The sequence below is a fragment of the Vagococcus hydrophili genome, assembly GCF_011304195.1.
Taxonomy (GTDB): domain Bacteria; phylum Bacillota; class Bacilli; order Lactobacillales; family Vagococcaceae; genus Vagococcus; species Vagococcus hydrophili.
Window position 1 is genome coordinate 2,654,225 of the sequence record NZ_CP049887.1, and the last position, 12,172, is coordinate 2,666,396.

The 12,172-nt window shown below is 33.0% G+C and carries 12 protein-coding genes; 3 read left to right on the forward strand and 9 right to left on the reverse strand.

The features are described 5' to 3' along the window. Nucleotides 1-273 precede the first annotated feature (273 nt). Nucleotides 274-1,041 (forward strand): flagellar motor stator protein MotA, encoded by a 768-nt coding sequence (gene motA / locus G7082_RS13055; protein WP_166035587.1) that lies wholly within the window; start codon nucleotides 274-276, stop codon nucleotides 1,039-1,041. A 33-nt stretch (nucleotides 1,042-1,074) separates the two neighbouring features. Further along, entirely contained in the window at nucleotides 1,075-1,845 is a 771-nt protein-coding gene (locus tag G7082_RS13060; RefSeq protein WP_166035589.1) for an OmpA/MotB family protein, read from the forward strand. 84 nt (nucleotides 1,846-1,929) lie between these two features. Here G7082_RS13060 and G7082_RS13065 read toward each other — a convergent pair whose 3' ends face one another. The 7 genes from G7082_RS13065 to G7082_RS13095 form a co-directional block, all read right to left on the reverse strand. Continuing rightward, nucleotides 1,930-2,205, reverse strand: a complete 276-nt coding sequence (locus G7082_RS13065) for an HU family DNA-binding protein (RefSeq protein ID WP_086343077.1) — start codon at nucleotides 2,203-2,205, stop codon at nucleotides 1,930-1,932. A gap of 236 nt (nucleotides 2,206-2,441) precedes the next feature. Continuing rightward, nucleotides 2,442-3,752, reverse strand: coding sequence for a ribosome biogenesis GTPase Der (der, locus tag G7082_RS13070; RefSeq protein WP_166035591.1), 1,311 nt, complete (start codon nucleotides 3,750-3,752; stop codon nucleotides 2,442-2,444). Between the two features lie 138 nt (nucleotides 3,753-3,890). After that, a complete protein-coding gene (gene rpsA / locus G7082_RS13075) occupies nucleotides 3,891-5,060 on the reverse strand; it encodes a 30S ribosomal protein S1 (RefSeq protein ID WP_166035593.1) in 1,170 nt (389 codons plus the stop codon). Nucleotides 5,061-5,161: 101 nt separating this feature from the next. After that, nucleotides 5,162-5,833 (reverse strand): (d)CMP kinase, encoded by a 672-nt coding sequence (gene cmk, locus G7082_RS13080; RefSeq protein ID WP_166035595.1) that lies wholly within the window; start codon nucleotides 5,831-5,833, stop codon nucleotides 5,162-5,164. 51 nt (nucleotides 5,834-5,884) lie between these two features. Next, nucleotides 5,885-6,538 carry a LysM peptidoglycan-binding domain-containing protein gene (locus tag G7082_RS13085; protein WP_166035597.1) on the reverse strand — a complete coding sequence of 218 codons (654 nt, stop codon included), beginning with the start codon at nucleotides 6,536-6,538 and terminating at the stop codon, nucleotides 5,885-5,887. Between the two features lie 64 nt (nucleotides 6,539-6,602). Next, the gene (locus tag G7082_RS13090; protein WP_166035599.1) at nucleotides 6,603-8,036 is read right to left on the reverse strand and encodes a RecQ family ATP-dependent DNA helicase; all 1,434 of its coding nucleotides are present in this window, start codon (nucleotides 8,034-8,036) and stop codon (nucleotides 6,603-6,605) included. Further along, on the reverse strand, nucleotides 8,033-9,085 hold the full coding sequence (locus G7082_RS13095) for a helix-turn-helix domain-containing protein (RefSeq protein WP_166035601.1): 1,053 nt from the start codon (nucleotides 9,083-9,085) through the stop codon (nucleotides 8,033-8,035). The genes G7082_RS13090 and G7082_RS13095 overlap by 4 nt, the downstream gene beginning before the upstream one ends. Before the next feature lie 26 nt (nucleotides 9,086-9,111). On the opposite strand from G7082_RS13095, the gene G7082_RS13100 reads away from it, so the two are divergent. Continuing rightward, nucleotides 9,112-9,318, forward strand: a complete 207-nt coding sequence (locus G7082_RS13100) for a ferredoxin (RefSeq protein ID WP_166035603.1) — start codon at nucleotides 9,112-9,114, stop codon at nucleotides 9,316-9,318. A 59-nt stretch (nucleotides 9,319-9,377) separates the two neighbouring features. Here G7082_RS13100 and G7082_RS13105 read toward each other — a convergent pair whose 3' ends face one another. Both G7082_RS13105 and G7082_RS13110 read right to left on the reverse strand, forming a co-directional pair. Beyond that, entirely contained in the window at nucleotides 9,378-11,240 is a 1,863-nt protein-coding gene (locus tag G7082_RS13105) for an acyltransferase family protein (protein ID WP_166035605.1), read from the reverse strand. Nucleotides 11,241-11,544: 304 nt separating this feature from the next. Continuing rightward, the gene (locus G7082_RS13110; RefSeq protein WP_166035607.1) at nucleotides 11,545-12,120 is read right to left on the reverse strand and encodes an ECF transporter S component; all 576 of its coding nucleotides are present in this window, start codon (nucleotides 12,118-12,120) and stop codon (nucleotides 11,545-11,547) included. Nucleotides 12,121-12,172: the final 52 nt, after the last annotated feature.

The following is a 12,172-nucleotide window of genomic DNA, read 5'->3' on the forward strand; positions in this document are numbered from 1 at the left end:
TTAAATTATTTATCTATTATCTTTCTAAATAGCTATTTCACTATAAATGAAAAATAAAGAAAATTCAATACCTAATCTACTTAAAAAAATTAAAAAATGATAATTGTTTTCTAATTTGATTATTATTTAATTATCTATTAATTTTTTTAAAAACATACCGATAAATATAAATGTAGTGTTTTTTTATATGTTTATTTAATAGTATAAAAATACGCAATAGTTATAAAGACAGCGTTTTAAAAAAACAAAGAAGTTAAGGTTAGGTGGAAAATGATGGATATATTTTTATTATTAGGTGTTATTGCAGGAGCTTTATCTGTTGTCGTAGGGATGATTGTTAAGGGAGCTGATCCGACAGTTTTACTTAATCCCGCAGCTATTATTATTATTGGAGTTGGAACTCTGGCAGCGTTAAACAATTCTTTTCCTCGAGAAGATATAAAAAAGTTGCCTAAAGTCTTAGGTGTCTTATTCAAAAATAAAAAACAAACGCCTCCCAAAGAATTAGTTAACACCATTATGCTACTAGCACAAAAAGCTAGACAAGAAGGAATACTTGCTTTAGAGAGCACTGTCGATAGCTTAGAAGATCCTTTTTTAAAAAATGGCATGCAAATGGTAGTCGACGGAGTTAATGTGGATCAAATTGAAGAAATTTTGAATAATGAAATTTCTTCTTTAGAGGCACGCCATCATACAGGTGCTTCGATGTTTAAAACTGCTGGTAGTGCATCACCTACTTTAGGCGTACTTGGTGCGGTTATCGGTTTAATTGGTGCCTTAGGGGATTTAAACGATGTGGATGCTCTTGGTCATATGATTTCAGCTGCCTTTGTAGCAACTCTCTACGGAATATTTTTCGGATATGTTATCTTGATTCCTTTTGCTTCTCGCTTAAATCGAAAAACAGAAGAAGAAGTTAAAAATATGCTTATTACATTAGAGGGTGTTCTTGCTATTCAAGCAGGACATAATCCAAACACCATTGAAAAGAAATTGAATGGTATGTTATCTCCACAAGAGAAAACAGCAACTGAATAAATCGGATCAATAAGAAAGTTGGGTTAAAATAGCATGAAAAAAAGACCTAAAAAACATGAAGAACACGTAGATGAAGGTTGGTTATTACCTTATTCAGATATGTTAACATTACTATTAGCACTTTTCATCGTTATGTTTGCCATGGCAAAAACAGATGATGGTCGCTTAGATGAATTAAGTAATGAATTCAGTGTAATTTTATCTGGAAAAAGTAACGGAAGTGACAATGGAATACTACCTGGTCAACGAAAAAAAACACCAGCAGAAGACAAAAATGGAAAAACGGAAAAAAAGAGTGAGAGCAAAAAAATAATAGATACTCCAAAAAAAGCCGAAACAGATGAAGAGAAAAAGATGCAAGCTGCTGGTGATTCAATTAAAGATGAATTATCAAAATCTGGACACGCAGAGGATATTGATGTTGATTTAGAACAAGATGGTTTAAGGATAGCCATTAAAAGTGGACTTTTATTCACTCCTGGTAGTGCTGATATCACAGGAGATGTTGAGGATGTTGTCCAAAAAGTTGCAGAATCTCTTAAGGGATTAGATAATGATTTGATTATTGCTGGATACACCGATAACGTTCCCAGTAACACACCTGAGTTCCCATCAAACTGGGAATTGAGTTCTGCTCGTGCCATGACTGTTATGAAGTTACTTGTGAAACATAACGGTATCACAGAAGACCGCGTTTCTGTTCAAGCATATGGGGAATTCAAACCAAAAGTACCAAATAATAATGATGAAAACCGAGCAAAAAATAGGCGTGTAGAAATTTTTATTATAAAAAAAGATAAATAAAAAAAGAATGATCCTTGGATCATTCTTTTTTGTTGCTTGAGAGCTCAAAAAAACAGTTCTAAATGAATAGAACTGTTCCCTTAATTATTTTACAGCGTCTTTTAAAGCTTTACCTGGTTTGAATGCAGGGACTTTACTTGCTGCGATTTGGATTTCTTCTCCAGTTTGTGGGTTGCGACCTTTACGGGCAGCTCTTTCACGTACTTCAAAGTTACCAAAACCGATTAATTGAACTTTTTCGCCTTCAGCTAAAAATTCTTGAATTGAAGCAAATACAGCATCTACTGATGAAGTTGCGTCTTTTTTAGTTAAACCAGTTGCCTCAGCAACTTTTTCGATTAATTCTGCTTTGTTAGCCATGTTTCTATTTCACCTCCTTATAAAGGAAATTGATGGTTAATTTGAACATCATATTTTAGGCAGTCACTTTTGAGTGGTCCAAAAGTAACAGTTTGAAATATTCAAAATAATATTTCTTAAACAAAGATACCATAAGAATCAAGTGATAGCAATGCTTTTAGCCCTATTATTACTATTTTTTTGAATTCAATCGATTAATCTTGAAATTAAAATACATCTATGCTAAAATGCATTTTTTATTTTCTGCGTCTTGCAATGACGCGGATTGGTGTCCCTTCAAACTCGAACGCTTTACGAATTTGATTTTCTAAAAATCGAGCATAAGAGAAATGCATCAACTCTTCTTCATTAACAAAGATAACAAAAGTTGGTGGTTTAATTGCCACTTGAGTTGCATAAAAAATCTTCAATCGTTTTCCTTTATCAGTTGGTGTTGGGTTGATGGCTACAGCATCCATAATAACATCGTTTAATACGGCTGATGGGATTCTTAAGGTTTGATTTTGACTAACTCTCTCAATCATCTCTGGTAATGTGTGAAGACGTTGTTTTGTTTTAGCAGAAACATAGGCAATCGGAGCATAATCTAAGTATTTAAACTCTGTTCTGATATCCTCTTCAAACTCTTTCATCGTATGATTATCTTTCTCTAACGTATCCCATTTGTTTACAAGGATAATAATCGCTTTACCTGCCTCATGAGCAAATCCTGCAATTCGTTTGTCATACTCTCTGATACCTTCTTCAGCATTTAAAACCACTAATACTACGTCAGAACGATCAATCGCTCGTAAAGCTCTCATGGCACTATATTTTTCAGTACTCTCGTAAACTTTTCCTTTTTTACGCATACCAGCAGTATCAATCATCTCAAATTTTTGACCTTCTGGAGAGACAAATGACGTGTCAATCGCATCTCTTGTTGTTCCAGCAACATCTGAAACAATCACACGGTCTTCACCAAGAATTGCATTGATCAATGATGATTTCCCTACATTTGGGCGTCCAATTAAACTGAAACGGATAGTATCGTCTTCTTCAGCTTCTGGAACCATTTTTAGATGCTCACAAACTTTATCTAAGGCATCTCCTAATCCGATTCCGTGACTCCCTGAAACTGGCATTGGATCTCCTAATCCTAATGCGTAAAATTCATAAATATCATTTCTCATTTCAGGATTGTCTACTTTATTGACAACTAATACAACTGGTTTATCACTTTTATAAAGAATTCTTGAAACGTATTCGTCAGCATCAGTGATACCTTCTCTTCCACTAACAACTAACATGATAACATCGGCTTCTTCAATGGCAATTTCTGCTTGATGCTTGATTTGATCCATAAATGGCTCATCACTCATCTCGATACCACCTGTATCAATAATACTAAATTCTCTTCCTAACCAATCGCCATGGGCATAAATACGATCTCTGGTTACTCCTGGAATGTCCTCAACGATCGATATTCTTTCTCCAGCTATACGGTTAAATAATGTGGATTTTCCTACGTTGGGTCTTCCTACTATTGCTAATGTTGGGTTTGCCATATTGGCCACCTCCTATATTCTTTACATTATACTATATCCTTATAAAGTTTATCCGATAGCGAACTTCCTTGCAAGTAAAACATTCAAAAATTAAAAAAGAGATTAACTATTTAAAGTTAATCTCTGAAATATTTTGTTTTATTCGGTTAAATCTTTACCAATTACGTCTCCTAGAGTAAAACCTGTTGATTCTTCTGGCATAACGTAAACTTCTGCAACCACTTCTTCTTCTTTTTCTTCTAAAGCTTTAATACTCAAGCCGATTCGTTTATTTTCTTCACTCACGTCAAGAACTTTAACTGTTACTTTTTGACCTTCTTCAAGAGCTTCATGAGGTGTTGCAATATGTTTATGAGAAATTTGAGAAATATGAACTAATCCCTCAACTCCTGGTAAAACTTCTACAAAGGCTCCGAATGAAGTTAGACGATTTACAGTACCTTCTAGAACACTATCAACAGCAGCTCGCTCAGCAATATTTTCCCAAGGTCCAGCTTCTGTTTCTTTAATAGATAGTGAAATGCGATCTTTTTCAGGATCAATACTTAACACTTTCACGCTAACTTCTTGTCCCACTTCTAGCACGTCTTCTGGTTTATCCACATGTGCGTGAGAAATCTCAGAAACATGGACTAAACCATCCACGCCACCTAAATCAATGAAGGCACCAAAATTAGTTAATCTTGCTACTTTTCCTTCAATGATATCTCCAGCTAAGATTTTACCTAGTAATTCTTTTTTAGCCACTTCTTTTTCTAGTTCAACAATCGCTCTATGAGAGAGAATTAGGCGATTTTCTGATGGTTCGATTTCAATAATTTTATAAGCTAATGTTTTACCTTTATAATCAGTAAAATCAGAAACAAAATGATCTTCTACCATTGAGGCAGGAACGAATCCACGAACACCTGCATCAACAACTAATCCACCCTTAACAACATCTGTTACTGGTGCTTCAATTGTTTTGCCTTCTTTAAATGCTTCTTCAATATCTTCCCAAACTTTTTTAGCATCTACGCGTCGTTTTGACAACAAGTAGCTACCATTTTCTTTGTCTTTTCCGATCTCAGAAATGACCACTAAATCAATAATGTCACCAATATTAACAACATCTGTTACGTTTTCTACAGCTAGAGTTGATAATTCTTTTAACGGAATAACACCCTCTACACCTGCGCCAATAATTCCAACAATTGCTTGTTTGCTGTCATCGACCGAAAGAATTTCACCTTTCACTAAATCTCCGACTTTTACTTCTTGTACACTTGCCATAGCGTTTAACATTGTTTCGTTAGTTTGCTCTGTCATTTTCCCATCCTCCTCAACAACAATAGTTCAACATTCATTGCATACTACTATTCTACCTAAAATAAAAACACTTTACTAGGGTAAAATGTTCTTTTTATCTATTATAAAAATGTTTTCAACTCTTTTTCTATTTTCTGAACCACTTCTGGAATTGTTAAGCCTGATGTATCAACTAAAATCGCATCTTCCGCTTGAACTAAAGGTGAATTTTTTCGATTTGAATCATAGTGATCACGATCAGCAATTTCTTTTTTTAATGTTTCAAAATCAGTTTGAATGCCTTTTGAAAGATTTTCTTTATAGCGTCTTTCTGCTCGTTCTTCTACACTTGCCACTAAAAATATTTTTAAATCAGCATTGGGTAAGACCACTGTACCAATATCACGACCATCCATGACAATACTATTAGAAGAGGTGATTTTTTGTTGTCTATTAACCATTTCTTCTCTGATTGTTTTATAAGCCGAAACTTTAGACACAGCATTTGTGACGTCACTTACTCTTATTTCATCTGTCACGTCTTGTTCATTTAAATAAACATGTTGCCCATCTTCTTTTTGTTTAAAGCTGATAGTAATAGTCTCTAATAAGCTTTCTAATTCAGTTTCAGAATCCAAATCCGCTTTATTTTCTAAAGCAGATAATGTTAAGGCACGATACATAGCTCCTGTATCACAATAAATATAGCCTCTTTTTTTAGCTAAGATTTTAGCTACCGTACTTTTCCCTGCTGATGCTGGACCATCAATTGCTACTTGAATACTTTTTGTCATTTACTAACACCTTTACTTTATAAATGAAAAAGTCGTCAAAAGACGACTTTTTTATTTAATTCTAATTTGTTGTCCTGGTTGGATATTTTGTGGATCTAACCCTGGATTTAACTGCATAATTTGTTCTTGCGTTACACCATTATTATTAGCAATACGCCAGATACTAATGTTTTCACCTTCACCAAACGATACTGAACTGCCACCAGCTGCTTGCTGTGTATTAGCACCTTGTTGCGCATTTGCTGCGTTGTTTTGGTTATTTTGTGCTTCACCAGGTGATACTTCTACATCAGCAAAAGCTTTTGATGATGATGAACTTGATGAAGTACTTGAAGATGTACTGCTGCTTGATGAACTAGTTGAACTGCTTGATGTTTTTTCTTTCGTCTCAGATGTCTTTTTAGCTACTTTTGAGCTATCTTCAATGACAACAGAACTGTTGGCTGTTTTGCCTTCGTTCATTTTAGTATTCATATTGAAGTATAGAATAGCTGATACTGGAACTAAAACAATCAAGAATAATAGAACAACTAATATAATCACATACCAGTTTTTACCTTCTTCTTGAACACGTCTGTCAGTTCTTGAACTACCATCGTCTTCTACTTCTTGTCCTTCTTGGTGTTCTTCTTGTCCTTCATATATGGGTTGATCCCAAGGCTCTTTTTCGTTTAATTGATCTTTATCGTTATCTTTTCTACTCACTTATTGACCTCCTCAAAACTTCTGAATTTATTCTATCACATATTAGCATATATTTCTTTAAAAATTATATTAAAAATAATTTTTTTAGAATCTCTTTAGAATTTAGTTCTTTTTTTTCCTCGTCAAACTCTTCAACATTCGAATGTAGTTCTGGTAATTCTTCTTGGCAGACATCACAGCAAATCGGCTGCTCAATTTTTTGATAGGTATCACTAAAATAATTTAATATAAACTGACGCCTGCAAATCGAGCTATTGATATACTCACTCATCCTGATTGTTTTACTTTTCTTCTCAAATTGTTTTAGATTCAAATTCCTTTCAAATAATTCCCAGTCCCAATCGTTATTTTCTAATTGAGTTAACCATTTTTTTTGAATATCCGTTAAAATAGTTTCGTATTTCTGTAATTCTTCTTTTGTCTTATCCTTTAAAAATAATAAATCTCTTTTTTGATTAAAACTTTCTTCTTGTAGATAGTAATGAATCCTTTCATCTCCTGGTTGATAAAGTAATATCGAAATACTTTGCTTTCCGTCTCTACCTGCTCGTCCAGATTCTTGAACATAGTTTTCTAAACTATCTGGCAAATGATAATGAATGACAAATCGAACGTTTTTTTTATTAACTCCCATTCCAAAGGCACTCGTTGCACAAAGAACTCTAATGTCATCTTTTATAAATTGCTGCTGGATCTTCATTCGATCAGTCGCCGATACGTCCCCGTGATAGAAAGCAACAGGATAAGGCAAGCTACTGTTTAAAATGCTAGAAACTCTTTCAGCTTCTTTTTTACTTGAGAAATATACAATTCCTGGAATGTTTTTATCTGATAAAAATTCCTGTAAATACTCTACTTTATCTTCACAGCTTTGGACTTTATAGAAAATATTCTCACGGTTTACGGAATATGAGAAACGAGTGATTTTCCCAGAAGAGAAGATTTCATTCTCAATATCTTTTGCCACAGATGTTGTGGCTGTCGCTGTTAATGCAAGGGTTAAAGGATGATTGAGCTTCTTTAAAATTGTTTTTAACTCAAGGTAACTTGGCCTAAAATCATGCCCCCACTCCGAGATACAATGTGCCTCGTCAATAACGAACAAGCTAATCTTTAAGTTCAGGAATTGATTCAACACCTCTTTTTGATTCAAGGTTTCTGGACTAATGAAGATAAACTTAAATTCATGTAAGTGGGATAACACGTACTGTTTAGAAGAGTAATCTAAGGTACTATTCAGAGCAATCACTGATTTTTCTCCCATTTCTCTAAGTTGAGCGACTTGGTCTTCCATTAAAGAAATCAAAGGTGACACAATAATCGTATGTCCCTCAAATAAATAACTTGGTAATTGATAACATAAGGATTTCCCTGTTCCAGTTGGTAGAATAGTAAATGTATTTTCTTTTCTCAGTAGCGCTTCAATTGTTTCTTCTTGACCTATCTTAAACTCTTCAAATCCAAATTTTAATTGTAATATTTCTTTAATAACTGTCATAATACCTTCTCCTGTTCCACTAGAAAGAATTGATACATTTTAAATTCATAGAAACTAAGGTTTGGCATCTCTTTTCGTACATCTGAGAATCGCCATCTTCTAAAATCAGGTTGCTCTACTCTAAATTTATCTAATATTTGTCTATTTAATGATTCATTTAAAATAATTTCTTCTTTACTCGTCGAAATTAAAAATGACTCTAATAAATGATCAGTTATGGTGCTTTCTTTAAGATTTCTAACCTGAGCAACTTCTCTCACAGATTGAGTCTTTTCATATATTTTTTTAGTGACTAAATAACTTTCCTCTTTTAATAATTGCTTTTCCTCCCCCATCATTCCGAAAAAAATTGGCAGTTTATCTTGGAACTCTTCTATTAATTCTATCATCTCATGTAGAATATTTTTGAATTCAAGATAAGAGAAAATTAAATCAGTTTCTTGATTCTCTGTTATCTGCTGAAATGTCTGACCTACATGTTCATGTCCAACAAGTTGTTTAAAAATATATATCTGATCATCTTTAGGCAATTGATCTGCTATAAATCGCCACTCATCGTAAATATTTTCGATAATTTTTTCATCTTGTTTCTTCAACCAACGTTTTAATTGTTGTTGTCTAAACACATTGTTTTCAATTGGAACATAGTTTTTTTCCTTAAATGATTTTTCAGAAATCACTTGCGTCACAAATAGAAGGCGTTGCCAATATTTTAAATCCCATTTATAATATTTCAACTGATTAAGTGAGGAAAGATTTGGCTTTGCTTTTTGATTAATTAGTAATAACAATCCTTCGTCCGTTATTTGTACCACACCCTCTTCTAAAACCTCCAAGTAACCATTTTGAATTAATTCCTGAATTGTTTTTAAATAAGAGCTTTCTTGCTGTTTTGAAAATAAATTGAAATACTCTAGTAAATCATAAAAGTACGCATAAGACAGAATAGAGGTAGTTCTTTTACCTTTTAATAAATGATATAATGTTGATACTCGCATTGGTTGTTTCGATTCAAAGCAATGCAAAATAAAGTGATGATAGTATGTCATGAGTCACCTCGATAAGGAGTTTTTATATGTTATGTAAAATTATACCAAAAAAATGTATTGCATGCGGTCTTTGTCAAATTAAAGCACCTAATATTTTTGATTACCACGACAACGGAATTGTAAAGTTAAGTGACTCTGACGAGACAGAATTTCAGATTGGCACAGACGTCCCAGAAGATCTTCTAAACGCATATAAAGCTTGTCCGACACGAGCGATTGTTATTGAAAAATAAAGCAGCATTTAGCTAAAAAAATCTGTGACATACAGGGTAACCTACATGTCACAGATTTTTTATTTTAACGTATCATAGATTTCTTTTCCAACAAAGTTAGCGAAAATATCTGCTCCATCTGGCGTTAGATGGACATTATCGCCATCAAACCAGTTACTATAACCTTCCGAATATTTTTTCCAATCAATGACATGAGCATTGTCAAAACGCTCAGCAGTTTTTTCTAATTCTGTATTAACTGTTTTTTGCCAAGGCTTTTGAACCATGGTATTAACAAAAAAGACTGGTCTTTTTCCGACCTCTTTCATCACATTATCAACATCACTAGAAGAAAAGCTGCCATTTGTTCCTAAAACGACTAAAACAATGTCACCTAATTTGTCATCTTTATTTGCTTTTTTGAAGGCATCCTCACTGTTCATGAATTGTCTACCCACTTCAGCATCAATAAAGTTACTAGGAAAAACCTTCTGAATTTCTGGGGCTGCACTTAACAGCAGTGAATCCCCAATAGCACTGATTTTCTTTTCTTTCAAGAATTCACTTTCAGTTGCTGTTAATGTCACTAAACCATTTTCCTGAGTTGAATTTTCCGTTGTTTCTTTCGTTTCAGATGATTCTTTAGTAGAGCTTTTCGTTTCTGAAGGTTTTGTTTCACTTGTTTTTGGCTTATTAATTAATTCTTTATTCTTTTCTAATTTCTTTTGAAGAGCAATACTTTCTTCTGTTCTACCAGAAGGAGCAATCGCCATTCCATACACAAAAACAAGAGTAAACACCATAATAACACCAACAGCTAGTTTTCCATTTAACGTTTGGGTTAACTGTTCTAAACGATTTTTTCCATCCAAATCTGAGTTTTTCCAATTAACTTCATAAACAAGTAGTTGAACCACTCGGTAAGTCACTTCGGATAATAATAAGATTAAAACCAACTGGATAATCAAATGAAGGAAACTATGATCTCCATTCCATTTGATTGTTTTCTCATAAACAATCATTACTGGGAACTGCCATAAATAAATTTCGTAACTTCTAGTACCAATCCATTTAAACAAAGGGTTCGTTAGAGCTTTATTAGCTTGCGCACTAACAATCACAATTCCTAATAAAATCGTACTACATAAACTGAATAAAAACATTCCTCCACGATAAGTAAAGCTCCAATTATCTTTAATAAGGATTAAACCGATGATAACCGAAACAAGAGAAATAATAAAAATACCTAGCTTAGATTTATCATCCATTTTTGCTATTAATTCTTCTTTTTCTCGTAAAAACAGTGCTAGATAAGCTCCCATTAAAATTGAAAAAATTCTTGTATCCGTTCCGTAATACACTCGGTTAATACTCTCTGGTTGATAGATGACAGCCATTAGTACTCCAGAGATAACAATCCCCGCTAAAATAAAATTCTTTAACAAAACATAGTCTTTTCTCTTGAAAATGAGTAGCGCGAGAATTATTGGCCATAAAAGATAGAACTGCCCTTCTATTGACAAGGACCATAAATGAGTAAAGGCTGATTCATTACCAAATCGATCAAAATACGAAGATCCATTAAAAATTTGCCAAATATTATTGATATTTAATAGACTTGTTGAAAATATCTGTTTCAAATTTTGGAGTAAATCTTTAGATAAAAAGACAAAGCTACTGCCTGCTATAACAAACATCATGATTAGTGATGGATAAATTCTTCTTGCGCGTTTAAAATAAAAACTCTTTAAACCAATCTTTCCTCTATTTTCCCATTGATTCAGTAATATATCAGTCATTAAATAACCTGATATAACAAAAAACAACGCCACCCCTAAGTAACCACCAGGCATTTTACCTGGTATCAAATGGTAGAGAATCACACCTATGACTGCAATTGAGCGCAGTCCATCTATCCCTGTAATATATTTTCTTTTATTCATTAGTTAAAACCTCTTTTGATATTCTTTATATGACATATATTAAGGTATTTTTACAAACATTTCAAGACGTGTAACAAAAATAAATACCATTAGTGTTATTAAAACGTAAAATTATGAATTTTTTGTGATTTTTTATCATAAAATATCCTATTTAAGATAAAATTAAGCATTTTTTTTTAATGTAATAGAAACATTAGAAATTTTTGTAACAAAAAAAATTAATGATAAAAAAAAGAAGCCAGCCTTTTAGCTGACTTCTTGATCATTTTAATTTTTAAACACTATTAAATATTTGAATTTCAAACTAATTTTTCACAAAGGCCATTCTTTTTTCAATGACTGGAACCAATTTTTTATATGTTACAAAAAAGACTACACTCACTGCTAATCCTTTAAATAAATTAAATGGAACTATTCCATATAAAACCATTTCCTTTATTGGCATACCAAAATTCATTCCTGCTACATACATATAGAGTGGGGTAATGACAAAGTAATTAGCGATTGACATAAAAATCGTCAAAGCGATTGTACTGATCGTCATACCTGTAACCAAATTTTTATTACTCGTTTCTTTTTTCATCATTAGGTAGATTGGTAACAGCATAATAACTGATGCTAAAAAGCCGGTTATATTTCCAATCAAACTCAAAATGTCTCCACCACGCAATACAAAATTAAGCGTTGAGCGAATGAAAGCTATCACAATTCCTCCTATCGGTCCTAATACAAACGTTCCAATCAAAATTGGAACATCGCTGAAATCTAGTTTTAACCAGTTAAATCCTGGTAAAACAGGTATTTCTACCAATAATAATAAATACGAAAATGAAGCTAATAACGCTGCGACCACCATTTTTTCTGTCTTGCTTTTTCTCATGAGAGAATCCTCCTAATCAGGACCATCTTCAGACATTTCCAAGAATTTTTCA